The organism is Actinokineospora spheciospongiae, assembly GCF_003182415.1.
Lineage (GTDB): Bacteria > Actinomycetota > Actinomycetes > Mycobacteriales > Pseudonocardiaceae > Actinokineospora > Actinokineospora spheciospongiae.
In genome coordinates, this window is record NZ_QHCP01000010.1 from 225,609 (window position 1) to 249,905 (window position 24,297).

23 protein-coding genes are annotated in these 24,297 nt (G+C 69.7%); 6 read left to right on the forward strand and 17 right to left on the reverse strand.

Annotation, left to right across the window (positions count from 1 at the left end; genetic code table 11):
• Window positions 1-27 precede the first annotated feature (27 nt).
• The 12 genes from DFQ13_RS24705 to infC form a co-directional block, all read right to left on the reverse strand.
• On the reverse strand, window positions 28-966 hold the full coding sequence (locus tag DFQ13_RS24705) for an ABC transporter permease (RefSeq protein WP_219994637.1): 939 nt from the start codon (window positions 964-966) through the stop codon (window positions 28-30).
• Complete coding sequence (locus DFQ13_RS24710; RefSeq protein WP_110081523.1) at window positions 963-2,495, reverse strand: ABC transporter substrate-binding protein; 1,533 nt, start codon at window positions 2,493-2,495, stop codon at window positions 963-965. The genes DFQ13_RS24705 and DFQ13_RS24710 overlap by 4 nt, the downstream gene beginning before the upstream one ends.
• Window positions 2,496-2,505: 10 nt before the next feature.
• Window positions 2,506-3,306: a class I SAM-dependent DNA methyltransferase gene (locus DFQ13_RS24715; RefSeq protein ID WP_110081524.1), complete on the reverse strand. Its 801-nt coding sequence runs from the start codon at window positions 3,304-3,306 to the stop codon at window positions 2,506-2,508.
• Complete coding sequence (locus tag DFQ13_RS24720; RefSeq protein ID WP_110081525.1) at window positions 3,303-4,511, reverse strand: MFS transporter; 1,209 nt, start codon at window positions 4,509-4,511, stop codon at window positions 3,303-3,305. The genes DFQ13_RS24715 and DFQ13_RS24720 overlap by 4 nt, the downstream gene beginning before the upstream one ends.
• Window positions 4,508-5,515, reverse strand: coding sequence for a dipeptide epimerase (locus DFQ13_RS24725; RefSeq protein WP_233438564.1), 1,008 nt, complete (start codon window positions 5,513-5,515; stop codon window positions 4,508-4,510). The genes DFQ13_RS24720 and DFQ13_RS24725 overlap by 4 nt, the downstream gene beginning before the upstream one ends.
• The gene (locus DFQ13_RS24730) at window positions 5,512-6,570 is read right to left on the reverse strand and encodes a PLP-dependent cysteine synthase family protein (RefSeq protein WP_035285130.1); all 1,059 of its coding nucleotides are present in this window, start codon (window positions 6,568-6,570) and stop codon (window positions 5,512-5,514) included. Before DFQ13_RS24730 ends, DFQ13_RS24725 begins: the two co-directional genes overlap by 4 nt.
• Window positions 6,567-7,364 carry a hypothetical protein gene (locus tag DFQ13_RS24735; protein ID WP_110081526.1) on the reverse strand — a complete coding sequence of 266 codons (798 nt, stop codon included), beginning with the start codon at window positions 7,362-7,364 and terminating at the stop codon, window positions 6,567-6,569. The genes DFQ13_RS24730 and DFQ13_RS24735 overlap by 4 nt, the downstream gene beginning before the upstream one ends.
• Window positions 7,361-8,593 (reverse strand): ATP-grasp domain-containing protein, encoded by a 1,233-nt coding sequence (locus DFQ13_RS24740; protein WP_110081527.1) that lies wholly within the window; start codon window positions 8,591-8,593, stop codon window positions 7,361-7,363. Before DFQ13_RS24740 ends, DFQ13_RS24735 begins: the two co-directional genes overlap by 4 nt.
• A 246-nt stretch (window positions 8,594-8,839) precedes the next feature.
• Window positions 8,840-9,667 (reverse strand): TrmH family RNA methyltransferase, encoded by an 828-nt coding sequence (locus tag DFQ13_RS24745; RefSeq protein ID WP_110081576.1) that lies wholly within the window; start codon window positions 9,665-9,667, stop codon window positions 8,840-8,842.
• Entirely contained in the window at window positions 9,664-10,041 is a 378-nt protein-coding gene (rplT, locus tag DFQ13_RS24750; protein WP_035285123.1) for a 50S ribosomal protein L20, read from the reverse strand. The genes DFQ13_RS24745 and rplT overlap by 4 nt, the downstream gene beginning before the upstream one ends.
• Window positions 10,042-10,103: 62 nt before the next feature.
• A complete protein-coding gene (gene rpmI / locus DFQ13_RS24755) occupies window positions 10,104-10,298 on the reverse strand; it encodes a 50S ribosomal protein L35 (RefSeq protein WP_035285120.1) in 195 nt (64 codons plus the stop codon).
• Window positions 10,299-10,394: 96 nt separating this feature from the next.
• Window positions 10,395-11,000: a translation initiation factor IF-3 gene (infC, locus tag DFQ13_RS24760; RefSeq protein WP_052021418.1), complete on the reverse strand. Its 606-nt coding sequence runs from the start codon at window positions 10,998-11,000 to the stop codon at window positions 10,395-10,397.
• Between the two features lie 294 nt (window positions 11,001-11,294).
• Between infC and DFQ13_RS24765 the strand changes: the two genes are divergently transcribed.
• Complete coding sequence (locus tag DFQ13_RS24765) at window positions 11,295-11,654, forward strand: DUF1844 domain-containing protein (RefSeq protein WP_035285118.1); 360 nt, start codon at window positions 11,295-11,297, stop codon at window positions 11,652-11,654.
• Here DFQ13_RS24765 and DFQ13_RS24770 read toward each other — a convergent pair.
• A complete protein-coding gene (locus DFQ13_RS24770) occupies window positions 11,635-12,309 on the reverse strand; it encodes a response regulator (RefSeq protein ID WP_035285117.1) in 675 nt (224 codons plus the stop codon). The two genes, DFQ13_RS24765 and DFQ13_RS24770, sit on opposite strands and share 20 nt — an antisense overlap.
• A complete protein-coding gene (locus DFQ13_RS24775) occupies window positions 12,306-14,024 on the reverse strand; it encodes an ATP-binding protein (RefSeq protein WP_110081577.1) in 1,719 nt (572 codons plus the stop codon). The genes DFQ13_RS24770 and DFQ13_RS24775 overlap by 4 nt, the downstream gene beginning before the upstream one ends.
• 154 nt (window positions 14,025-14,178) lie before the next feature.
• On the opposite strand from DFQ13_RS24775, the gene DFQ13_RS24780 reads away from it, so the two are divergent.
• The gene (locus DFQ13_RS24780) at window positions 14,179-15,555 is read left to right on the forward strand and encodes a cation:dicarboxylate symporter family transporter (protein WP_110081528.1); all 1,377 of its coding nucleotides are present in this window, start codon (window positions 14,179-14,181) and stop codon (window positions 15,553-15,555) included.
• Between the two features lie 93 nt (window positions 15,556-15,648).
• Here the strand turns inward: DFQ13_RS24780 and DFQ13_RS24785 are convergent, their stop codons facing one another.
• Entirely contained in the window at window positions 15,649-16,269 is a 621-nt protein-coding gene (locus DFQ13_RS24785) for an L-threonylcarbamoyladenylate synthase (RefSeq protein ID WP_035285113.1), read from the reverse strand.
• A gap of 793 nt (window positions 16,270-17,062) precedes the next feature.
• Here DFQ13_RS24785 and DFQ13_RS33275 point away from each other — a divergent pair.
• The 4 genes from DFQ13_RS33275 to DFQ13_RS24800 all read left to right on the forward strand — a co-directional run bounded on the left by DFQ13_RS33275 (window position 17,063) and on the right by DFQ13_RS24800 (window position 22,140).
• Window positions 17,063-17,662: a GIY-YIG nuclease family protein gene (locus DFQ13_RS33275; RefSeq protein ID WP_181400139.1), complete on the forward strand. Its 600-nt coding sequence runs from the start codon at window positions 17,063-17,065 to the stop codon at window positions 17,660-17,662.
• A gap of 3 nt (window positions 17,663-17,665) precedes the next feature.
• Window positions 17,666-19,639 (forward strand): DNA sulfur modification protein DndB, encoded by a 1,974-nt coding sequence (locus DFQ13_RS24790; protein ID WP_146241352.1) that lies wholly within the window; start codon window positions 17,666-17,668, stop codon window positions 19,637-19,639.
• Between the two features lie 525 nt (window positions 19,640-20,164).
• A complete protein-coding gene (locus DFQ13_RS34535; RefSeq protein WP_146241353.1) occupies window positions 20,165-20,356 on the forward strand; it encodes a hypothetical protein in 192 nt (63 codons plus the stop codon).
• A complete protein-coding gene (locus DFQ13_RS24800; protein WP_110081530.1) occupies window positions 20,353-22,140 on the forward strand; it encodes a fatty acyl-AMP ligase in 1,788 nt (595 codons plus the stop codon). Before DFQ13_RS34535 ends, DFQ13_RS24800 begins: the two co-directional genes overlap by 4 nt.
• Window positions 22,141-22,186: 46 nt before the next feature.
• Here DFQ13_RS24800 and DFQ13_RS35680 read toward each other — a convergent pair whose 3' ends face one another.
• Both DFQ13_RS35680 and DFQ13_RS34095 read right to left on the reverse strand, forming a co-directional pair.
• Window positions 22,187-24,019 (reverse strand): YcaO-like family protein, encoded by a 1,833-nt coding sequence (locus tag DFQ13_RS35680; RefSeq protein ID WP_110081531.1) that lies wholly within the window; start codon window positions 24,017-24,019, stop codon window positions 22,187-22,189.
• On the reverse strand, window positions 24,009-24,212 hold the full coding sequence (locus DFQ13_RS34095) for a hypothetical protein (protein WP_035285107.1): 204 nt from the start codon (window positions 24,210-24,212) through the stop codon (window positions 24,009-24,011). The genes DFQ13_RS35680 and DFQ13_RS34095 overlap by 11 nt, the downstream gene beginning before the upstream one ends.
• Window positions 24,213-24,297: the final 85 nt, after the last annotated feature.

The following is a 24,297-nucleotide window of genomic DNA, read 5'->3' on the forward strand; positions in this document are numbered from 1 at the left end:
CGGGACCGGCACCCTCCACTCCGGACATCACACCCCCACCCCCGCCCGTGGCGCCAGTCGAAACGACAGCGCGTCAGCCATCAGGTTCACCGTCACCGTCGTGGTGGCGAACAGCAGCGCCAATCCCTGCACCACCGGGAGGTCCCGCGCCGCCACCGCGTCCACCAGGACCGTGCCGACGCCGGGCAGGACGAACACCGCTTCCACCACGACCACCCCGCCCAGCAGCCAGTCGGTGGTGCGGGCCAGTTGGGTCGCGGCGGGGGCCAGGGCGTTGGGGAGGGCGTGCGCGAGCCGGACCCGCCGCGCGGACAGGCCGAGGCGGTGGGCGTGGCGCACGTACTCGGCGCCGTTGGCCGTGATCATCGAGGCGCGGACCAGGCGGCTGATGGAGCACACCGGGCGGGCCAGGAGCACGACCAGCGGCAGCAGGAGCACCACCGGGTCCAGCAGCGGGTCCACGCCCACCGCGGTGGGCGGCAGCCACCCGAGGCCGATGCCGAACACCGCCACCAGCAGGATCGCCAGGGCGAACTCCGGTACGGCGTGCAGGCCGATGAACACCGCCGTCAGTCCGCGGTCGAGCCTGCTGCCGGGGCGGCGGGCGGCGAGCACGCCCAGGCCGACCGCCAGCGGCACCAGCAGGACCAGCGTCGCCCCGGCGAGGGTGGCGGTGACGCCGAGGCCCGCGCCGATGATGTCGGTCACCGCCCGGCCCGACACGACCGAGGTGCCCAGGTCGCCGTGGGCCAGGGCGGTGAGCCAGTCCAGGAGGCGTTCGGGGATCGGGCGGTCGAGGCCGAGGGACGCGCGGATGCGCTCGATCCGGCCCGGGTCCGGGTCGTCGCCCGCGAGGGCGACGGCGGCGTCCCCGGGGAGGGCTTCGACCAGGAGGAAGACCGCCACGGCGAGGGTGAGGACCTGTGCCAGGCCGAGGAGGGCGCGGCGGCCCAGGTAGTTCCTCACCCCAGCCACACCGTGTCGAAGCGGGCCCAGTCCAGGGTGTTGGCCGGTGCCGTGCGGACCCCGCCGACCTTCGCCGAGGTGCCGACGATCCAGTCGGCCTGGCCCCAGATGAGGTAGCCGCCCTCGGCGTGCAGGACGCGCTGCATCTCGCCGTAGGCCGCGGCGCGGGCGGATTCGTCCGTTGTGGACACGGCCTTGTCGTAGAGGGCGTCGAACTCCGGGCGGGTCCACTTGGTGGTGTTGGTGGTCGACGAGGACAGCAGGCGGCCGGAGATGTGCGACTCGATGGGCATGGCGCCGGAGCGGAAGCTGGTCAGCGAGCCGTTCTTGAGCGAGTTCGCCCAGTAGGTGTCCTTGTCGCCCACCGCGACCTGCACGTCCAGGCCCGCGGCGCGGGCCTGCTCGGCGAACACCGTCGCGGCCTCGACGAAGCCGGTGGCGGCCGTGCTGGTGTCCAGCCGCACCGCCAGGCCCCGCGCGCCCGCGCGGTCGACCAGCCACTTGGCCCGGTCGAGGTCGCGGGTGCGCTGCGGGATGTCCTCGGCGTAGTGCTTGAAGCCCTTGCCGAACAGGTCGTTGCCGACCTGGCCCGCGCCGGACAGGGTGCTGTCGACGAGCTGCTGGCGGTCGGTCAGCAGGAACATCGCCTCGCGCAGGTCGCGGTTGTCGAACGGCGGTCGGTCGACCTTCATGGCGAACGCCTGCATGCCGGAGTTGGGGGCGCGCAGGATCGACAGGCCGCGGCCCTCGTGGCTGCGGGCGGTGACCGGGGACAGGTCGTGGGCGTACTCGACCTGCCCGCCCAGCAGCGCGTTGATCCGGGCCGACTCCTCGTTGGCGAGCACGAACTCCAGTTCGTCGAGGTGCGGCGGGTTCTCCCAATACTCGGCGTTGCGGGTCAGCAGCGTGGAGCGGCCCGGCGTGAACGTGCCGAACCGGAACGGGCCGGAGCCCACCGGCTTGGTGAAGTCCTCTGTGGATTCCGGGATGATGTAGGCGGAGAACGCCGCGAGCGCGTTGGGGAACTCGGCGAACGGCCTGGTCAGCGCGAACTCCACGGTCCGGTCGTCGACGGCGCGGCTGTTGGCCAGGTCGATCAGCGACAGGCTCGCCTTGGCCCGGAAGGCGCGCTTGGGGTCCATGATCCGGGCGTAGCTGGCGAGCACGTCCTGCGGGCGCACCGGCTTGCCGTCGTGGAACACCGCCTTGCGCAGGGTGATCCGCCAGCGGGTCAGGTCCGCGCTGGGCTCCCACCGCTCCGCCAGCCTGGGCACCGGCGCGGCGTCGTCGCCGAGGTCGGCGAGCTTGTCGTAGAGGGCCTTGGACCGGGCCGCCTCGACGAACAGGTTGGCCAGGTGCGGGTCCAGCACCTCCTTGGCGCCGCCGCCCGCGAAGGCGGCGCGCAGCCTGCCGCCCCGGCGCGGTTCACCCGCGGCTCCCCCGGGGCCCGCGTCGGAGGAGCCGCACCCGGTGAGGGCGGCCAGGGACGCCCCGGCGGTGAGGCCGAGGAAGAGACGACGGTCGATCATGGGGGTTTCCTTACCGGTGGGGACGCCTGCGGGCGACCAGGTGCAGGCGGTCGCCGGTCAGGCCGGAGGAGAGCGGCGCGTCGGCGCGCCAGGGCTCGTCGGTGCGGGGTCCGGGGCTGTCGAACAGGGCGGGCACGTCGAAGCCCGCGCGGTCGCAGAAGGCGCGCAGCTCCTGCGGGAACAGCAGCCGCCAGGCGGAGTCCTGGGCCAGCGGCTCGGTCTGCCCGGGCCACTCCCAGACCCGGTGCCTGCGCAGCAGTTGCTCGGCGTGGTCGAGGTACAGCCTCGTGTGCGAGGTGTGCGGCACGCCGTCGACGGTCACGGTCCGGGTGCGGGTGCCGTCGAGGAGGTCGGTGTTGCCGGGGGTCCCGGCCAGGAAGAACGCCCCGTTGCGCATCTCGGCGACGAGCAGCCCGCCGGGCGCCAGGTGCCGGTGGCAGCGGTCGAGGCAGGCGTTGAGGTCGTCGTTGGTGTGGCAGTAGAGCAGGGCGCTGTCGAGGCAGGTGATGGCGTCGAACTCGCGGCCGAGGTCGAACTCGCGCAGGTCGCCCTCGACGAAGGTCGCGGCGGGCTGGTGCTCGGTGGCGTACTCCAGCATGGCCCGCGAGGAGTCCAGGCCGACGACCTCGTGGCCGAGGGCGGCCAGGTGCCCGGCGTCGCGGCCGGTGCCGCAGCCCAGGTCCAGGATGCGCAGGGGCCGCGCGCCGCCGAAGCGGGCGAGCACGTCGTGGGCGAAGCGGGCGGCGCGGTGCTCGGGGTCGGGGAACTGCCGCTCGTAGATGGCCGGGTTGTCGGTCAGGAAGTTGCTCATGCCACCCTCTCCGGTTGCGGCGCCAGCGCGCCTCGGCGGTCCAGCAGCAGCACGCCGACCGCGCCGCCGATCCCCAGCAGCAGGCACAGCACCGACGCCGCCCAGCCGTGGCTGCCCTCCCCCGCCCAGCCGACGACCACGGTGCTGACCGCCGCGACCGCCCCGGACCCGAGGTAGAACACGCCGAAGTAGGTCCCGGTGACCCGCTCGGCGCCGAAGGCGGGGATCAGCTCGTAGACGAACGGCTGGGCCACCGCCAGCCCCACCGCCAGCAGCACCGCCGCGACGAGCACCGGCGCCAGCCCCGGCCACAGCGCCCCCGGCGACGGCCACAGGTACGCCAGCGCCGGGGCGGCGAACGCCAGTCCCATCAGCACCAGCCCGAGCGCGATCGACCACCCGCGCGGCCGGTCGGCCAGCGCCCGGGTGATCCGCACCTGCGCGAGCAGCGTCACCACGGTCGAGGCGATGAACAGCGCCGCGACCGACGCGGGCGTGCCGGTCAGCCTGCGCGCCTCGACCGGCAGGACGAGGTAGAGCTGGTTCTGCAACGCGAACATCCCGCTCAGCGCCAGCGTGAACGCCACGAACCGCTTGTTGCCCAGGCACTCGCGCACGTCCGACCACACCGTCCCCGGCGCGGGCGGCACGGCCCTGGCGGGCAGGACCAGCGCCTGCGCGACGGTCAGCGCCGCGAAGATCCCGGCCGCCACGACGGCCGAGACCCGGAAGTCGACGAGCAGCAGCGCCGCGCCGAGCACCGGGCCGACCAGGGCCCCGGTCTGGGCGAACACGTTGAACAGCGCGAACGCGTCCGCCCGCTGCCCCTCCCCGACCTCCAGGGAGATGTAGGCGCGCACCGCCGGGTTGAACAGCGCCCCGGCCAGCCCGCTGAGCACGGCGGCGGCCAGCAGCACCGGCAGCGACTCGCCCACGGCGAACAGCCCGAACCCCACCGCCCGCAGGCCGCAGCCCGCGATGATCACCCCGCGGGCGCCGAGCCGGTCGGAGGCGGTGCCGCCGAGCAGGAACAGGCCCTGCTGGCTGAGGTTGCGCGCCCCGAGCACCAGGCCGACGGTGGCGATGGTCAGCCCGATGTCCTCGGTGAGGTAGGTGGCCAGGTACGGGATCAGCAGGTAGAAGCCCGCGTTGACGCCGAACTGGTTGACCAGCAGCAACCGCACGGCCGGGGGGAAGCGCCTCATCGGCGGACGACCCCCAGGCCGGCCCGGCCGCTGAGCCGCAGCGTGCCGTCCTCGCCGCCGAGCCCGGTCCACGGGTCGCGGGCCAGCAGCAGGTGCCCGTCGAGGTCGACCCAGCGGGCGTGCGGGGTGAGCTGCACGGCCGGGGCGATGCCCAGCGAGCTGGCGACCAGGCAGCCGAGCATGACGTCCATCCCGGCGCCGCGGGCGACGGTCACGATCTCCCGGGCTGCCCGCAGGCCGCCGCACTTGGCCAGCTTGACGTTGATGCCGTCGACGGCGCCGACGAGCCCGCGCACGTCGTCGAGGGTGCTCGCGTCCTCGTCGGCGATCAGCGGCACCGGGGAGCGGGCGCCGACCCAGGCGAGCCGGTCCGGGGTGCCCGGTGCGATCGGTTGTTCCACGGCGTCGAGCAGCAGGTCGGCGGTGCGCTCCAGGAAGCGCACGGTGTGCTCGGGGGTCCAGGCGCCGTTGGGGTCGAGCAGCAGCCGGGCCTCCGGGGCGGCGGCCCGGACGGCGGTCAGCCGGGCGAGGTCGTGCTCGTCGCCCGCTTTGATCTTGAGGACGGAGAACCCCTTGGCCACCAGGGCCTCCGCCTTGGTCGCCGCGTCCTGCGGCGACGACAAACCGATCGTGTAGGCCGTGGGCACCGCCGTCCACTCCGGACTGCCCAGCAGCGCGTGCGTGGGCAGCCCCGCCCGCTTGCCCAGCAGGTCGTGCACCGCGGCGTCGGCGGCGGCGCGCACCCCGGGCGGCCCGTGCGGCAGCGCGTCGAGCAGTTGCTCCGGTGTCGCCGCGGCCTCCACGGCGCCCTGCCAGCCGGTGAGCGCCTCGGCGATGCCGTTGACGTCCAGGCGGAAGTACTCGCTGGTCACCACCTCGCCGTGGCCCAGCCGCCCCTCGTGCTCCAGGGTCAGCTCCACCGCCTGCCGCCCGGCCATGACCGAGCGGGAGATGCGGAACGGCTCGCGCAGCACCAGCTCCCGGGTGCTCCAGACCAGCTTCACGCGGGCACCGCCTCGCGCACGGCGAGCGGGTCGGCCACCGCGCGGCACCGGGCCCACTCCGACACCGTCACCGCGGCCGGGTCGGCCACCTCCACCGGGTGCGCGCTGGGGTTGCCGAACAGCCCGCGGGCGCGGCAGAACCCGTCGTCGAAGATCGTGTCCAGGTAGCGGTGCGCGCCGTCGGGGAAGATCGTGACGACCTCGGCCCACGGTTCCACCCGCGCCGCCCACGCCGCGACCAGCGCCACCGCCCCTGTGCTCCACCCGCCGGTGACGAAGGAGCCCCTGGCCAGCCTGCGGCAGGAGTCCACGACCTCCACCGGGCCCAGCCAGTGCACCTCGTCGAACTGCGGGTAGTCCACGTTGCGCGGGTGGATGCTGCTGCCCAGCCCGCGCATGACCCTGGGCAGCGCGGGCTGCCCGAAGATGGTCGAGCCGACGGTGTCGACGCCGATCAGCCGCACCCCCGGCCGCCGCCTGCGCAGCTCGGCCACCACGCCCGCGCTGTGCCCGCCGGTGCCGACGCTGCACACCAGGACGTCGATGCGGTCGAGGCGGTCGAGCAGTTCGGTGGCCAGGGAGGCGTACCCGGCCGGGTTGTCCGGGTTGTTGTACTGGTCGGGCCAGAACGCCCCGGGCAGTTCGGCCAACACCGCGTGCACCCGCTCCAGCCGGGCCTGCTGCCAGCCGCCCTCGGGGTGCGGTCGGCGCACGACCTCCAGCTTCGCCCCGTGCGCGCGCAGCATCGCCCGCATGGCGGGTTCGAGTTCGTCGTCGACGACCAGCACCACCGGGTGCCCCAGCGCCTGACCGGCGAAGGCCAGCCCGAGCCCGAGGGTTCCGCTGGTCGACTCCACGACGGTGGCGCCGGGGCGCAGCGCGCCCCTGGTCCGGGCGGCGCGCAGCATCGACACGGCGGCGCGCGCCTTCATCCCGCCCGCGCCAAGGCACTCCAGCTTCGCCCAGAAGCCGGGGTGCTCGTGCGGCAGCGGGGTGGTGATCCGGGCCAGCGGGGTGCGGCCGACCAGGTCGAGCAGTGCCGGGTTCGCGTTCACGCGGGCACCGCCCGGTACCGGTGGATCGGGGTGGGGCCGCCGTCGAGCCAGAAGAACGGGTACGGCTCGGCGGACACGGCCGTGGCGCCGTCGCCGATGAACCAGGGCAGCACGGCGCTGCCGGTCTGGGCGAAGAACACCAGCGGGACACCGGTGGTGCGGGCGTGGTCGAGCAGGAGGTCCACGCCGTCGTCGCCGAGGGTCATGCCGGAGGCCAGGATCGCGTCGCAGTCGGTGAGGCCCTTGGCCGCGTCGGTGAGGATCGGCTCGCCCCACTCGGTGGTGCCGCCCTTGCGGTCGCAGGGGGTGTAGTCGACCCGCCGCAGCCGCAGGTGGTGCAGCAGCGAGTTGACGACACCGACGACCAGGACCCGCTGCCCCGCTGCCGGAGCGAGCAGGTCCACCACCGTTCCCGCCCGGTGCAACGACTTCGCCAGCGAATCACCCGCCGGGATCGTGGTGGTCTCGGCCACCTCCGCGTGCGGGCGCACGCCCATCAGGTACGCGTCCAGCGCCGCCACCCGCACCGCGCGGTCCGCGTGCCCCAGCAGCTCCGCGACGGACCGGCCCACGCACTCGAACACCGCGTCGTCGGTGACGCGCCCCGGTTCCACCGCGCACGACCCCACGGCCGCGCCGACCCGCAGGCTGACCACCTCGTTGCGGTACCCCCCGTCGCGGCCGGGGTGTCGGACCCCCTGCCGGGTGGTGAAACCGACGCTCACCCGCTGATCGGCCGGGTCCGGGCCCAGCTCCCCGGCGAGCGCCCGCCGCAGCAGCGAGTCGAGGTTCACGAGTAGGTCACCGACAGGGCGCCGACCAGTTCCTCGGCCCGCCGCCGGGCGCCCGCCCCGCGGTCGACGACCATGACGTGGCCCAGGTAGTGGTTGTTGCTGGTGGCGGGCCCGGCCTCGTGCCCCACCGGCTTGACGGCCCAGTCGACGACGTCGCCGTGCCCCAGCGCGTCCACCCCGTCGATCGCCGCGACCGTCCCGGGCCGCTCGGGCAGCAGGAAGCCGATCGCCGCGCTGCGCGCCCCGGTGTCGACGTGGCGCAGGTCCGGGTCCTCCCCCATCGCCAGGCGCGCGTAGACCATGGGCAGGTCGATCCCGGTGGTGCGGCGCACCAGTTCGGTGATCTGGTTGCCCGCCGGGCGCGGGTTCACCTCGACCAGCCGGGGACCCGCGGCGGTCAGCTTGATCTCGGTGTGCGCGACGGTCCGGTCCAACCCCAGCCGCCGCACCGCTTCCACCGCGGTCTCCGCGATCAGCGCGGTGGTCTCCTCCGGCAGGTCGGCCGGGAACATGTGTCCACTCTCGACGAACCAGGGAGAACCGGTGACGGACTTGTCCGTCACCCCGACCACATGGGTGTTCCCCCCGAAAGTCACGGTCTCCACGCTGAACTCTGGGCCGTCGAGGAATTCCTCCAGCAGCACCAACGGGTTGCGCTGCTGACCCCGCGCGTTGACCGGGAAGCCCTCGATCGCCTCGACGGCCTCCTTCAACTCCGCCGGGTTGGCGGCCACCCGCACGAACATCCCGGCGCACAGGTCGACCGGCTTGACCACCACCGGGTACCCGATCCGCTCGGCCTCGGCGTGGGCGGCCTCGACGGTCTCGGTCAGCGCGAACGCGGGCCCGAGGTCGGGCAGCGCCTGCCGGGTCAGGTCCTTGCGGTAGGCGCGGTCGACGGCGTCGGGGTCCGGACCGGGCAGGCGCAGGTGGTGCGCGATGCGGGCGGCGGTCTCCAGGTAGTAGTCGCAGGAGGTGATGACCCCGTCGAAGGCCAGGACGTCGTGGACCCGTTCGAGGTAGGGCAGGAGGGTGCCGAGGTCGTTGGTGTCCGCGGTCAGGACGTTGTCGGCGGCGAGCAGCGGGTGGGGGGTGGCGGGGGCGGAGCGCAGGTAGTGGTGCAGGTCCCGGGTGAGGAACGTGAACCGCCCCCCGGCCTCCCGGATCGCCCGCGGGAGCAGGGAGCTCATCGCCCCGACCCAGCTCTCGACCATCAACAGGTGCCCCACGTCGCTCCCTCGCTCGGCGATGTCCGATCGGGGCGGAATGATAATCATTGTCGATCAAAGGGCACAAGTGCGTCCACTCGAATGAGTGATCCAGATTGGGCCGTCCAGGCGAACGCCTCGGGCCCGGACCCGGGTGCCGGAAACAGTCACGGGTCGACCGGAGGCGACGGGGTGATCACCCGCAGACACGGCCGCGGCGGCGGTCTGCGGGTTCAGCGGCGCCGGGGGTCCGACGGCGCCGGGAGGTCAGTGGCGCTGGGCGCGGGCGGAGGCGTAGAGGCACACCGCGGCGGCGGTGCCGAGGTTGAGGCTCTCCGCCGCGCCGTACAGCGGCACCTTCACCACGTCGTCCACAGCGGACAGGATCTCCTCCGGCAGGCCGTGGGCCTCGCTGCCGAACACCCACGCCGTGGGGGCGCGCAGGGCGCCGGTGTCGATCGAGTCGTCGAGGTCCACCTCGGCGTGGCCGTCGGCGGCGACCAGGCGCAGGCCCGCGGCCCGGCACCGGGCGAACACGTCGGCGGTGTCGCGCGAGCGCGCCAGCGGGAGGTGGAACACGCTGCCGGTGGACGCCCGGACGCACTTGCCGTTGTGCGGGTCGACGGTGTCCCCGGCGAACAGCACGGCGTTGGCCCCGGCGGCGTCGGCCACCCTGGTCACCGTCCCGGCGTTGCCCGGGTCGGCGACGCCCACCAGCACGGCGACCAGCGCGGGGTCGCCGGAGAGGGCGTCGGCCACGGGGGTGTCGAGCAGGTCGCAGACGGCGAGGATGCCCTGCGGGGTGATCGTCTCCGACAGGCCGGACGCGGCCTTGTCGGTCACCAGGGAGATCGGCAGGCGCAGTTCGTCGGCGCGCTGCAGGATCTCGGTGTTGCGGGCGGCCCCGGCCTCGGTGGCGAAGACCTCGTGGACCGTCCCGTAGGCCAGCGCCTCGCGCACGGCCTGGGCGCCCTCGGCCAGGAAGCGGCCCGCCTTCTCCCGGCCCGCCCGCCTGGTCAGGGCGCGAGCGGCAGCGACCCGGGGCGTCCGCTCGGTGAACGGATCAGCCCCGGGTCGCGGGAAGCGCGTGCTCAGGAAGCGGCCTTGCCCTGGGTGCCCGCGTTGGCGCGGGCCAGTTCGACCAGCGCGGTGAACGCGGTCGGGTCGCTCACCGCGAGCTCGGCGAGGATCTTGCGGTCGACCTCGACACCGCCGACCCGCAGGCCCTCGATGAAGCGGTTGTAGCTCATGCCGTTCTGGCGGGCAGCGGCGTTGATCCGCTGAATCCACAGCTTGCGGAAGTCACCCTTGCGGGCGCGGCGGTCCCGGTAGGCGTAGTTGAGCGAGTGGAGCACCTGCTCCTTGGCCTTGCGGTAGAGCCGCGAGCGCTGGCCGCGGTAGCCGCTGGCGAGCTCGAGGGTCGTGCGGCGCTTCTTTTGGGCGTTCACTGCCCGCTTGACGCGTGCCACGGGTCCGTCCTGTCGATCTAGTGGGCCGTGGTGCGGCCCTGGTGGTCAGGGGGGAGGGTGCCTCAGCGGCCGAGCAGGCGCTTCAGGCGGGCGACGTCCGGCTTGGCGACCTCGGCGGTGCCGGAGAGCCTGCGGGTCAGCGTCGTCGGCTTCTTCTCCAGCTTGTGGCGGAGGCCCGCCTGCTGGCGGCGAAGCTTGCCCTTCCCGGTGACCCGGATGCGCTTGGAGGTCCCGGAGTGGGTCTTCATCTTCGGCATGGTGTTCAGATCCTCGTCATCGAGCCGCCCCGGACGGGTGGTGCTTCGCCGGGGCGGCAGGCGTGGTGTGGTTCGACCGGGGGAACCCCGGCCCGGTCACTCCGCGGTGGTGTTCTCCGGGGTGTCCGGGGAATCCGGGGAGTCCCCGCTGGGCTCATCGGAGTCCGAGGTCACCTTCGGCTTGGGCTTCAGGTTCTTGTGCGGTGCCAACACCATGATCATGTTGCGGCCGTCCTGCTTGGCGGACGACTCCACGAAGCCCAGCTCCTCCACGTCCTCGGCGAGGCGCTGCAGCAGCCGGAACCCCAGCTCGGGGCGGGACTGCTCGCGACCGCGGAACATGATGGTGACCTTGACCTTGTTCCCGTGCTCGAGGAAGCGCACGACGTTGCGCTTCTTGGTCTCGTAGTCGTGGGAGTCGATCTTCGGCCGGAGCTTCTGCTCCTTGATGACGGTGAGCACCTGGTTGCGCCGGGACTCGCGGGCCTTCTGCGCGCTCTCGTACTTGAACTTCCCGAAGTCCATGAGCTTGCAGACGGGCGGGCGGGCCTGGGGTGCGACCTCGACGAGATCAAGATCCGCTTCCAGGGCCAGGCGCAGCGCGTCCTCGATGCGGACGATGCCGACCTGCTCGCCGTTCGGCCCGACGAGTCGGACCTCCGGCACCCGGATGCGGTCGTTGATGCGTGTCTCCGTGCTGATGGGGCCTCCTCGGTCAAAATGCCTGGTCGTACTGCGTGCCGACCCTGGTGGGTCGGCCCGTGCGCGGCGCGTGAGGTCCCCTACAACAGCGATGGGCCCCGCCGCCGTGTCCGGCGTGGGGCCCGCTTCCTACCGATCCCCGACGTCAAGAGCAGTCGGGTACACCATGACCCCGCGAAGGATCGTGGCAACCGGACCCGGCCTCCTGGTTCGGTGACTCGGGTGGGAGCGGGGGCTCCACTTTGCCGCCCCCGCGCAAACGGGGGCTGGTCGCACGTGCAAGGGTAGCAGACCGTGAGCGAAGCATCTGCCACCCCCGGTGACACCCAGTCCAACACCCGCGAGCTGGCCGACATTCCCAGCGTCGAGGTCATCAGCCGATCGGCGCTGATGCTGATGTCGGCCGCCGCGGAGCGGCTCGGGCTGGCCGACGCCGACCCGGACACCAGCCCGCACCGCGACCTCGACGAGGCCCGGCGGCTGATCACCGCCCTGGCCGGGCTGGTCACCGCCTCCGCCGAGTACCTCGGCCCGCACGCCGCCCCGATCCGCGACGGCCTGCAGGGGCTCCAGAAGGCCTTCCGCGAGGGCTCGGCGTTCCCCGACGCCCCCGGTCAGGGGCCGGGCGAGAAGTTCACCGGGCCGGTGTACTGAGCCGGTACCAGACCTCCGGCCGCCCGACCGCCCCGTACTGCGGCTTGCGCACCGCCAGCGCGTTGTCCGCCAGGTACTCCAGGTAGCGGCGGGCGGTCACCCGCGACGCCCCGACCCTCTCCCCCGCCGCCGCGGCGGAAAGGCCGTCGGGGGCGGCGCGCAGGGCGGCGAGGACCGCGTCCAGCGTCTCGCCGCTCATCCCCTTGGGCAGGGTCAGGTTCTCCGAGCCGCGCAGCGACCCGAACACCCCGTCCACCTCGGCCTGGCCCGCGGCCTCGCCGTCCTGGGCCCGGAAGCGGGCGTAGGCGGTCAGCTTGTCGCGCAGGGTGGCGAAGGTGAACGGCTTGAGCAGGTACTGCACCACGCCGAGCGACACCGCGGTCCGCACCACGGTCAGGTCGCGGGCGGAGGTCACGGTGATCACGTCCGCCGGGTGCCCCACGCCGCGCATGGCCCGCACCACGTCGAGGCCGTGCGCGTCGGGCAGGTACAGGTCCAGCAGCACCAGGTCGACCGCGGTGGACTCCAGCGCGCGCAGCGCGTCCCGGCCGGAGTGGGTCACCCCGACCACGCGGAAGCCGGGCACCCGGTCGACGTAGAGGCGGTGCGCGTCGGCCGCGACCGGGTTGTCCTCCACCACCAGCACGTCGATCACGAGCGCCCCCGCAGCGGCAGCCGCACGGTGAACACCGCGCCACCGCGACCCGCCTCACCCATCTCATCGATTCCACTCAACTCGTCCACATCACCCAGCCCACCCGCCCGGCCCACATCACCCGACCCACCCGCCCGGCCCACATCACCCGACCCACCCGCCCGGCCCACCTCGATCGTCCCGCCCGCCCGCCGCACCGCCTGCCCGACCAGCGCCAGGCCGAGGCCGCGGCCGTCCGCGCCCGCCTTGGTGGAAAAGCCGCGGCGGAACGCACTGGGCACGTCCGGCAGGCCCGGCCCGGAGTCGGCGACGCGGAGCACCAGCTCGTCCGGGGTGGTGCGGGCGGAGACGTGCACGGTGGGCTTGGCCGCGGCGGCGCCCTCCACGGCGGCGTCGACGGCGTTGTCGATCAGGTTGCCCAGGATGGTCACCAGGTCGCGGGGGGTGGGCGGGTCGTCGGTCCCGGCGCCGAGGGCGCTGTCGGCGATCTCGGTGTCCGGGGAGACGACCAGCTCGACGCCGCGCTCGCTGGCCTCGGCGGCCTTGCCCAGCAGCAGCGCGGCCAGCACCGGCTCGGCGACCGCGGCCACCACCCGGTCGGTCAGCCGCTGGGCGATGGCCAGCTCACCGGTGGCGAACTCGACGGCCTCGGCGCCGCGACCGAGTTCGACCAGCGACACCACCGTGTGCAGCCGGTTCGCCGCCTCGTGCGCCTGCGAGCGCAGCGACTCGGCGAAGCCGCGCACGGAGTCCAGCTCCCCGGTCAGGGCCTGGAGGTCGGTGCGATCGCGGATGGTCACCACGCTGCCCAGGTCGCGGCCGGAGAAGCGCACGGCGGAGGAGTTGACCACCAGGACCCGGGTGTCGGTGAGGTGCAGCTCGTCGCGCATCTCGGTGGCCGCGAGCAGCCGGGCGGTCAGCGCGTCCGGCAGGCCCAGCTCGTCGACCCGCCTGCCCTCGGCGTCGGCGGGCAGGTCGAGCAGGGCGCGCACGCCGTCGTTGCACAGGGTCACCCGGTGGTCCGGGCCGACGAGGACCAGGCCCTCGCGGACCGAGTGCAGGATCGCCTCGTGGTACTCGATCACCTGGCCGAGCCGGGCGGGGGCCAGTCCCCCGGTCTGCCTGCGCAGCCGCCTGCTCACCAGGTAGGTGCCGACGGCGCCCGCGAGCAACCCGACCGCGGCGACGCCGAGCAGTGGCAGCACCCGCCCCGCCACCTGGGCGCTGATCGCCTCCAGCGTGATCCCGGCGCTGACCAGGGCGATCACCCGGCGGTCGGCGTCGAACACCGGCACCACCGCGCGGACCGACGGGCCGAGGGTGCCGGTGTAGGTCTCGGTGAAGGCACGACCCGCCAGCGCCTCGCCGGTGTTGCCGAGGAACCGCTTGCCGATCTCGGCGGGATTGGGGTGGGTGAAGCGGACACCGTCGGTGCCCATGATCGTCACGAAGTCCACGTCGGTGTCGGCCAGCACCGCCTGCGCGTAGGGCTGCAACACCGCGGCCGGGTCGGGTGAGCGCACGGCCTGCGCCACCGACGGCGCGTCGGCGACCGCCCTGGCCAGGGCAACCACCGTGGCCGCGCTGGACTCGCGGGCCCGGTCGGCCACGTCCGCCCAGGCCAGCGCCGCGCCCCCGGCCACCAGCACCCCGACGATCACCACCTGGAGCACCAGCAGTTGCCGGGCCAGGCTCCACTGCTTGCGCCCGCTCATGCCCGACAGCATCCACCACCGCCCCCGGGCGGGGCGAAACGTCGGCGACCCGTGAACGCAATGAACACAATGGTGACCTGGAACACAAAGCAGGGGACTCTCAGCCCGATCCCCCGGGCCGCCCCGCCGCGGCCCGACTCCCCAGGAGGCACCCGTGTCGACCACCACCAGCGCGTCACCGCCGCAGCGCCGGGACAAGACGCACTACCTGTACATCGCCGTGATCGTCGCCGTCGTGCTCGGCGTCGCCGTCGGCCTGATCTTCCCGGACCTGGGCAAGGCGCTCAAGCCGGTGGGCACCGGGTTCGTCAACCTGATCAAGATGATGATCAGCCCGATCATCTTCTGCACGATCGTGCTCGGCGTCGGCTCGGTGGCCAAGGCCAAGGCCGTCGGCAAGGTGGGCGGGCTGGCGCTGGTCTACTTCCTGGCGATGTCGACGGTGGCGCTGGCCATCGGCCTGGTCGTCGGCAACCTCCTGCACCCGGGTGACGGCCTGCAGCTCACCGAGGCGGTCGCGGCCAAGGGCGAGGCCCAGGTGGGCGAGGCGGCGAGCACCACGGAGTTCCTGCTCGGCATCATCCCGACCACGCTGGTGTCGGCGTTCACCGAGGGCGAGGTGCTGCAAACCCTGCTGGTGGCGCTGCTGGTCGGCTTCGCGCTGCAGGTCATGGGCCGCACCGGGGAGCCGGTGCTGCGCGGCATCGGGCACATCCAGAAGCTGGTCTTCAAGATCCTGTCGATGATCATGTGGGTGGCCCCGGTCGGCGCGTTCGGCGCGATGGCGGCGGTGGTCGGCGAGACCGGGTTGACGGCGCTCAAGAGCCTCGCGGTCATCATGCTCGGCTTCTACCTGACCTGCCTGCTGTTCGTGACGGTCGTCCTCGGCGGCCTGCTGTGGCTGGTGACCCGGATCAACCTGTTCAAGCTGCTGGCCTACCTGGGCCGCGAGTTCCTGCTGATCCTGTCCACGTCGTCGTCGGAGGTGGCCCTGCCGCGGCTGATCGCCAAGATGGAGCACCTGGGCGTCAGCAAGCCGGTCGTGGGCATCACCGTGCCCACGGGCTACTCGTTCAACCTCGACGGCACCGCCATCTACCTGACGATGGCCACCCTGTTCGTGGCCAACGCGACCGGCGCCCCGCTGTCGGTCGGCGAGCAGATCTCGCTCATGGTCTTCATGATCATCGCCTCCAAGGGCGCCGCGGGCGTCACCGGCGCGGGCCTGGCCACCCTCGCGGGCGGCCTGCAGTCCCACCGCCCCGACCTGGTCGACGGCGTGGGCCTGATCGTCGGCATCGACCGCTTCATGTCCGAGGCGCGGGCGCTGACCAACTTCGCGGGCAACGCCGTCGCCACGGTCCTGCTGGGCACCTGGACCAAGGAGTTCGACCACGACCAGGCCAACCGCGTCCTGACCGGCCAGTCCCCCTTCGACGAGACCACGATGACCGACGACGCCCACGGCCCCGCCTCCGACGTCCCCGACCCCCGGGACCCGACCCCCGAGAAGGTCACCGCATCGAAGTAGCCGCCACGGTCGTTGGACCGAACGAACCGCCCGAGCCCGATGCCCCCGGACCCGGGCGGTTCGGTCGTCCGGCCCTCCGACCGCACCCGCGGCCTACTCGAACCGGCTCACGTCCCCAGCCCCCACCCGGACGACCTCGGCCACGTCGTCGGAGAAGTCGATCACAGTCGTCGGCACCGTCCCGCACTCCCCCGAGTCGATCACCGCGTCGACGACGTGGTCCAGTTCCTCCTTGATCTCCCACCCCTGCACCATCGGCTCCGCCTCACCCGGGATGAGCAGCGTGGTCGACAACAGCGGCTCCCCCAACTCGGCCAGGATCGCCTGCGTCACCACGTGGTCGGGAATCCGCGCCCCCACGGTCTTCTTCTTCGGGTGCATCAACCGCCGCGGCACCTCCTTGGTCGCGGGCAGGATGAAGGTGTAACTCCCCGGCGTGGCGGCCTTCACGGCGCGGAAGACGGCGTTGCCGACGTGCACGAACTGCCCGAGCTGGGCGAAGTCCCGGCACATCAGGGTGAAGTGGTGGTTCTCGTCCAACTTGCGGATCTGCCGAATCCGCTCGATGGCGTCCCGGTTGCCCAGCGCGCAGCCGAGGGCGTAGCAGGAGTCGGTGGGGTAGGCGATGAGTCCACCCTGGTTGAGCAGGTCCACGACCTGGCCGATCGCTCGGCGCTGCGGGTTGTCGGGGTGGATGTCGAAGTACTTCGCCATGGGTGGAGTGTGCCGCTCCCCGGCCCAAGGCGCTCATCTGGGGTCAAGCCATAGGGTCTACCGAGAGTCATCCGTCCACACAGACAAGTCAGCCCCATAGACCCATAGGCGTGCGAGTCCCCACCCGGACATCAGTGTCATCCCTTCCAAGGATGGGGTGGACAGATGGTCACGTGGCCCATCCGCCCTCCTGCTCTTAAGAATATTTCCAAATTAACTTCCTCGTAGAATTTTACATCGACCGCCTTGTCCGCTTCGGCCCGATCGATTTTCGAAGCCAGCCGATCAGGACTTTGATCTCTGCGCGTGCAATGACTTACCGGCTAGCATCCTCGTCACCTTCTCCACGGCGGCTTCGACCTCTCACCAAGCGCCAGCGACTCAAATATTCCATGTAAATTATTCCGAATTCAGCAAGCCAATAGGCGAACCATTTGTCCACTTACGCCTTGGTCTTCACTGAAACTTGATCGCTGCCACATAGGGTGCAAAGTGTTCGAGTAACTCAAATCCAACCAAGACGCATACAGCTGCCCAACACTCCCGGGCTATACTCATCGAGCCCTGACGCAGATGCCTACCCTCCGAGGTGCCCATCAATGTCGTAAATATAGCGAATTTTTTCAAACTGCCCCCACAATCGAATCTTGCACAATAAAAGACTGATCAAAAAGTAAAGAGGTGCGAAATTCTATTTGACAACTACCATGTCCGCATTGTTGACGGATTTGACTACCTGAACGGGACAGCCAGTAGACGGAGAGCTCTTGTGCCAACGTCGGCCGGTATCTATGTGTGGACCTTGCAGCTGGGCAGAACTCTCGAGTCAGCAGAGAGCAGTGCGTCAATGATGCTTGATGCAATATCTGCCCAGCTCTCCAAAGTTTCTAACCAGTACCGAGATGTTGCACGTGTAGGTCGCTATCGAGAGGTCCATCTCTACGATCGATTCGCCAAATTGAGCGGTTCGACCCACAAGCGGCTGGATGAAATTTTGGAAGAGAATCATCCGGAGATGTCTTGGGCACTCATGTGCGCCACGCTGTTCCAGCGGCCGCTATACGTGGGAAAGGCGATCAATTTCCGCAGTAGGCTCCGTAATCACTTTGATTACAAAACAGCTTTTTCGCAAAAGTTACGTGACCACGGTGCTTCAGTCCTTGATTGTGCAGTGATACTTTGTCCACTTACGAGAGAAGGTATGTATGAAGACGATGACTCCCTCGATGATGCGGAATCGCCTGTTCATCAAAACGATAAAGTGGAAAATGAAGACAATACAGAGGAGGAATACGTGCCACCAGGTAGAGAGAGTCAGGATCGCCTGATACGATTGGCCGAGTCAGTCGTAATTCGAGCGTGTCATCCAGTGTTTAACGATAGAATGGATTAAGTCTTGACTCTTTCAAAACTTGGGGCTTCGCAAACAGCATGGACGCAAGAGTTCGCCTTCGTCCGTGGCGAGTATGCACTGGGTGGTGAACATGTTCCGTATTTTTCAATTGTGATGAGCGTCAGCGATTCTCGTCGCTATCTTACTCTTGCCAAAGAACTCGCACTAGATCCAGATACTCCTATTAACATTGAAGAGTTAATCCAACGGGATTTGAATCTCGATCGAGCTGTAGATGAGATTGCCGCGTATCTTCTCCAGCCCAACCAATTGAAGTTTTTCAACTCGTTGACCGTCGTCCTGATGCCCATTGATGGCGATGGGCGTCCTGTCGAAAACTTTCCGTCAACAGAGGAGTTGGCGAAAGAAGCCTCTCCCGATTTCGACCACTCGAGTGCAGGATCGGTCAACGTAAAACTACTGAAAGGTGAGCCTGTCGGTTACATTCGCTGGCAAACCGATCGGGTAAAAGCAGTAATCATTGACGGGCAACATCGATTTCGAGCTCTTGATCATGTGCATCAAAGCAATCCTTTGATCCTTCGGCCCGACATGACATCAGTTCCGGTTCTCATTCTCGTACTGGACCAGCGGATGGGATTTCACCCACCTGTTGGAGGCCCGAAGACGATCCTCAAGGCCAGTCGCTCGATTTTTACCGATCTCAATAAACATGCTGTAAAAGTTTCCCCAGAGCGAGAGTATTTGCTCGATGACCGAAGCCTTCTCGCCGTTTGTACTCGCTCCGTAGTGACATCAGGCATCGGTGGAGGATCTTTCGAAAAATCTAAAACATGGCCAGGTCGAATTCCGTTGGCCATCATTGATTGGAATCAACCAAATAGATCAAAATTCGGTGATGGATTTTTTGTATCGACAATACAGTCTCTGCATCAGCTCGTTTCGGAAGTTGTGAACACAAACCAACCGCGACCGACTGAGTATGAACGCCTGGAAGCTTGGCTGGATAGTATAACCGCGCGTTTTGAACTATCCAAATCAAACATCTGGAAACTAGATACCATTAAGGACCGCCTTCGTGAAGTCCAGCAAAATGATCTGCCATTCGCTTTGACAACCACTGAAGTAGAAGAAGCCGCACAAGGTTTCCGTGAAAGCATTGGTCAGATCATTGTTCAGTGCCTCCTCGGTATGACGCCTTATTCTGCGCTTTTTTCCGCCTATTCTGAAAATGGATTCCTGGGAGGCCAAAAGGAGTTCTGGCTAGGACAAGCCGCTGACGGGCGTAGTGCATACGTCACGCAATTCGGCGAAAATCCAAAGGCTGACGCGGATAGGTTGAGTCAGTCGGTGAAGAAAAAATACCGTCTCGCATATCAAGTGGTTTTTCAGCGTGGATTCATTCTGGCCGCGCGAGAAATCGACTCTTTCAGAAATGAACTCGCAGATCTGTGGCAAATAGAGAACTCTCGCCAAAAAGTGCTTGAACAATGGATTAAAATTTTCAACGAAAGAATCGAAAGTCTTCTGGACAACAGTGACTTCTGGTGGGGCACGGCAGTACTGTTTGATGGGTCCATCAATTACAATCAAGTCTCAAAGAAAGCTATTGTGGGCGCAATAGTACTTGCAACAATCGATTTCCCTGATATGGGAGTTTCCATCGAGAAGGTTCAACTCTCAAAGAGGTCCATTACGAACCTCCTCAGCTCTAATAGAGGCCCCATCTTGGAATTGATTGAAAGTGATAGGTTTACGTGCGACGCACCGACTGAACATCAGACCCTCATGGCTAAGCGTTGGGTGACAGCGTTGGCCAGTTTGGAACCGGGAGTGAAGGCACATGACCCCTTGGTCAAGCTGATGAAGGCTGCTACTCGAATGTATCGAGATGGCATCAAACGTCACATCGGCCAACTTGCCGATGCCAATAACGTCACTCTTGATGACGATGGGGTGGAAAAATTGTTGCGCTCCTTCGGGGCCCGGCGTATGGCTTTCTGGGCAACCGATTGAGAAAGTTGTTATTAATCTAAGCGCAGAAGGTAGAGCTGAAGGGTTCTTTCGATATTCTACTTGCAGCCTCGCCGAATTAGTTTTCAGGTTCCTGTACGAGGTGTGATTACAGTGTGAAATACAGTCGTTTAGCCACTGTTGATGGATCAGAAAGGGTTTTGCGGGAATCGTCAGGAAGTCAGAGGATCTACGCGGCTGCGGCAGGTGGTCGTCGTGCCTTCGCCAGCCTAGGTAGGCCTGTCCCTCTACAGCAAGTTCTGTCGATTGTCACAGGCGTAGTCGTACACACAGTGCATGCTTCCCCATGGGCATTCCACACCAGGTACAAGTTTAGCCGTTGCATCAGTGTCTGTCCTCTTCCATTCAGTTGACAACACCAACGTGGCAGACCTCGAGATAGATATTGCCACGGAGCCGAGATGTCGGCTTTGTTCGTGTTCAATGCGAGATCCTTTTCAAGAGTGGAGAATTCATTCGATGATCTCGGATGCTTCGCACCAGAGGGCGACAGTACTGTCGCTTGGTGTGACCGAGGCGGTGTCCTATGGCGACTCCGCGTCCTGCGCGGTTAGGGTCGACTGCGCGGACATCCTGAGCACGATCGACTTCTGCTCACCCGACACGCCCTTCCGGACCCACCAGCACCAGGAGCTGCGCGGGTTCCGGGGGGCGGCACGGATGTCCGACGCGAACCGGACGATGGAGGCACCACGATGACTTCGACCCACGGGCGGCTGCGGCGGACACCGGACTCGGTCGACGGCGGGGACGTGTCGCTGCCCGCCGCTGTGGCCAGGTGGGCTCGTACGCAGGGTGACAAGCGGGCGGTGGCGTTCGTCGACCACCGGGTCGACCCCGAGGGGGAGGTCACCGAGCTGACCTGGGGTGAACTCGATGCCCGGGTGGACGCGGTGGCGGCGTGGTGCCAGAAGCGGGCTGCCCGGGGTGCGCGGGCGGCCGTGCTGGTGGAGCAGGGCACCGACTACGTGGTGGCCTTCCTGGGTGTGTTGCGGGCGGGGCTGGTGGCGGTGCCGCTGTTCGAGCCGAACCCGCTGCCCGGTCACACCGACCGGCTCGCCGCGGTGCTGGCCGACTGCGCCCCGGAGCTGGTGCTGACCACCAGTGCGCACGCCGACGCCGTCGAGTCGTTCCTGCGCGAGCGGGAGCTGGCGGGGCCGGAGCTGGGGTCGGTGGACGTGGTGGCGACGAGCGGGACCGGGGCCGGTGCCGAGCCGGTTGACCTGCGGGCCGAGGACGTGGCGTACCTGCAGTACACCTCCGGGTCGACCCGGACCCCGGCCGGTGTCGTGATCACCCACGGCAACGTGGTGGCCAACGCCGCGCAGGGCTACGAGGCCTACGAGTGCGAGCAGGGCCAGACGACCTCGGTGTGCTGGCTGCCGCTGTTCCACGACATGGGCCTGGTCGTCGGGCTCGCCACCCCGGTGCTCGGTGGGTTCACCGCGCTGCTGATGGACCCGATCGCGTTCGTGCTCCGCCCGCAGCGCTGGTTGGAGGAGATCGCCGGGGTGGAGGGGCCGGTGGTTTCGGCGGCCCCGAACTTCGCCTACGGCTACGTCGCCTCCCGCATGACCGCCGAGGAGCGCGCCGGGCTGCGCCTCGACCACGTCGTCTCGCTCGGGGACGGGTCTGAGCCGGTGATGTCGAAGACGCTGGACACCTTCTACGCCACCTTCGCCGACAACGGCCTGGACCGCCGCGTGCACCGGCACACCTACGGCCTCGCCGAAGCCGTCGTGATGGTCTCGGTGTCCCCTGCGGGGCGCGCGCCGCGCGAGGTCACCCTCGACCGGGTCAGCCTCGCCGCGGGGCGGGCGGTCCACGCCGAGCAGGGCACCACCCTGGTCTCCGCCGGGCAGGGCGCGGGTGGGCAGTTCGTCCGCATCGCCGACCCGGCCACCGGGGTCGCGCTGCCCGAGGGGCACGTCGGCGAGATCTGGTCCAGCGGGCCCAACGTCGGGCAGGGCTACTGGGGCAAGGACGACTCGCACGAGGTCTTCGAGGCCACCCTGACCGACGCCGACGGCACCGTGGTCGACCCCGGTTGGGGCCGCGCGGGCTGGTTGCGCACCGGCGACCTCGGCGTCCTGCTCGACGGCGACCTGTTCATCGCCGGGCGCATCAAGGACCTGATCATCGTCGACGGCACCAACCACTACCCGCAGGACATCGAGTACACCGCCGAGCAGGCGCACCCGGCCATCCGCCGCCACACCGTGGGCGCGTTCTCCGTTCCCGGTGAGACCGGTGAACTGGCCGTCGTGGTCGCCGAGCGGGCCAAGCAATTCACCGCAGACGACCTCGACCACGCCGAAGTCGCCGCCGCGGTCAAATCCGCGGTTTCCGGGGCGCACGCCCTGGCGATCCACGACGTGGTGATCCTGGGGCCGGGTGAGGTGCCGCGCACCTCCAGCGGCAAGATCCAGCGCTCCGCCTGCCGGGCCCGCTACGCCGAGGGGACGCTGCGCGCGGGGAGCTGAGGCGACGACCGGCAGCGGTGCGCCTCGAACCCGCCGCTGCCGGTCCTCACCAGACCGGGTGGATGAGCCTGCGGGGCGGTGGGACGCGGGCGTGCCTGAGCCTGGCCACCAGCGAGCGGTCGTTGCCGTGGCCGTGGCTGGTGGGTTGCAGGTCGGGGCTCACCGCGCGGACCACCCGGAACGGGCCGGTGGCCACGTCGGCGCTGGTGACGTCGACCAGGGCGACCCGGATGTCCTTGTTCGCCAGGGTCGTGGCGAGGTCGTCGCGGGTGGTGGGGAACGTGGGTTCGGGGAGGGCCGCCAGGGTGGTGGTGCCGCCGCAGCGGAGGCGGTCGAAGGCGGCGATGCGCTCGACCGGGAAGTAGTAGGCGGCGTGGTCGAGCACCTCGCGGACACCCCTGGGGCGGCCGGGGACGGGGTGGTGGCCCTCGCGGAGGACGCGGGCGAGGTGGGGGGCGGTCTGGGCGAGTTCGAGGACGGCGCGGCGGATGGCGGTGCGGGGGCTGCGGTCGGTGCCCAGGCCGAGGCTGACCCCGGGCCAGCGGCGGCCGTCGCCGATGGCGAGGGCGACCGCCGTGGTGCCGTAGGTGGAGGTGGGCAGCAGGTGGACCTCGACCGAGGGGCCCATGCCCTGCAGCGCGTCGAGGGTGGCGCGCAGGTCCGGGTCGAGGGTGTCGTCCAGGTCGACGAAGCGGCCCCGGGCGCCGGTGAGCCAGGCGGCCATCATCGCGTCGCGCTCGACCAGTTCCAGGGTGGCCCGGGTGGCGGCGGAGTCGGCGTCGGTGCCCGCGGCCAGGCCGTTGGAGGTGCCCTGGCAGATGAGGTGTTCCGGGAGGACGGTCAGCGCCAGGTAGGCGAAGACGGCGGGCACCCACACCGGGGCGCCCGTGGTGAGCCAGGTGCCGCGGACCCACGGGTGGTCGACGCGGCGGTCGAACGGGACGTGGCCGAAGCCGGGGGTCGCGTACTGCTCCGGTTCGTACAGCGGGAACTCGCGCGGGTCCAGCACCTCCCCGTCCAGGTCGGCCGGGCGGGCCCACACCAGGCGGTCCGGGTCGGGCAGGGAGGCCGAGTAGCGCTCGACGGCCTCGCCGACGGCCGCGACCAGGGCGGCGCGGCGGGTGGTGCCGTTGCCCCAGCCCGCGGGCGTGGCCCGGGGGGTGCCGTCGGCGTCGAGCAGGTGCGGTGGGGCGGCTGTCGCCACGAACGGCAGGCCCGGGCCGGGGCCGAGGGGGCGGCGCAGGGACAGCCACGGGATGACGCCGGTCAGCGGGTCGACCCAGCCCGCCAGCGCCTCCAGCAGTTCCGCCGGGTCGTCGCCCGGGGGCAGGCCGACGGTGCCGATGCCGTCGGCGCCGCCGCAGACGCCGCAGGCCGGGAGGGGGATCACCCGGTGCCACAGCGGGTCGGCGCCGTCGACCAGTTCGGCCAGGTGGTCGACGAGGTCGGTGGCGCCGTCGAGCAGGGCGGCGACCAGGCGCACGACCCGGTCGGGCACCGAGCCCAGCGGCGCCGGGGGCGCGGAGCCCGAGCGGTCCCGGGTGGCCGCGGCGGCGGCGAGCCTGCGGGCCCGGGCGCAGCAGGGGCCACCGGGGCGGCCGGGGACGGCCAGCGGACCCACCAGCGCGGTGCCGCCGTCGAGTTCCACGGTCAGCGCGCGCAGCCGGTTGGCCCGTGCCCACCGCGGGAACTCCACGTCGACCCGGACGCCGCCGCCGACGGCCACCGCCAGCCGGGCCGAGGGCGGGACCGGGGCCGCCCGGTCCAGCGCGACCCGGTCGCCGAACTCGGCGCGCAGCCTGCGCAGCAGCAGCGCGCGGGTGCCGGGGGCGGTCTCGTCCACGGCGGCGTCCTGGTCCAGGACTCCCTCAGCGCGCACGCACCGTCCCCCTGCTCCCGGCCCGGCCCCGGGTCCGGTCGGGCACCAACCGGAAGTCGGCGGAGCCGGTGATCCCCCGCAGGACCTCGCAGGTGGACAGCCGCTCGTCGTCGTCGCCGAGCAGCGCCAGCCTGGCGGCGGTGAGCCGCGCGTGCGGGAGGACCCGCGCTTCGAGTTCCCGGATGTCGGGCATGGTGACCTCCTCGCGGGCGACGGGGTCGGGTGACCGCGTCTACGAGGTAGGAGCAAGCATCGGACACCGGGATACACGTGTCCAG

What these genes read in the sequence shown, in the direction of transcription:
- DFQ13_RS24710 (WP_110081523.1), bottom strand. Translation starts at nt 2,495, where the DNA reads ATGATCGACCGTCGTCTCTTCCTCGGCCTCACCGCCGGGGCGTCCCTG.
- DFQ13_RS24715 (WP_110081524.1), bottom strand. Translation starts at nt 3,306, where the DNA reads ATGAGCAACTTCCTGACCGACAACCCGGCCATCTACGAGCGGCAGTTC.
- DFQ13_RS24720 (WP_110081525.1), bottom strand. Translation starts at nt 4,511, where the DNA reads ATGAGGCGCTTCCCCCCGGCCGTGCGGTTGCTGCTGGTCAACCAGTTC.
- rpmI (WP_035285120.1), bottom strand. Translation starts at nt 10,298, where the DNA reads ATGCCGAAGATGAAGACCCACTCCGGGACCTCCAAGCGCATCCGGGTC.
- DFQ13_RS24775 (WP_110081577.1), bottom strand. Translation starts at nt 14,024, where the DNA reads ATGAGCGGGCGCAAGCAGTGGAGCCTGGCCCGGCAACTGCTGGTGCTC.
- DFQ13_RS24785 (WP_035285113.1), bottom strand. Translation starts at nt 16,269, where the DNA reads ATGGCGAAGTACTTCGACATCCACCCCGACAACCCGCAGCGCCGAGCG.
- DFQ13_RS24800 (WP_110081530.1), top strand. Translation starts at nt 20,353, where the DNA reads ATGACTTCGACCCACGGGCGGCTGCGGCGGACACCGGACTCGGTCGAC.
- DFQ13_RS34095 (WP_035285107.1), bottom strand. Translation starts at nt 24,212, where the DNA reads ATGCCCGACATCCGGGAACTCGAAGCGCGGGTCCTCCCGCACGCGCGG.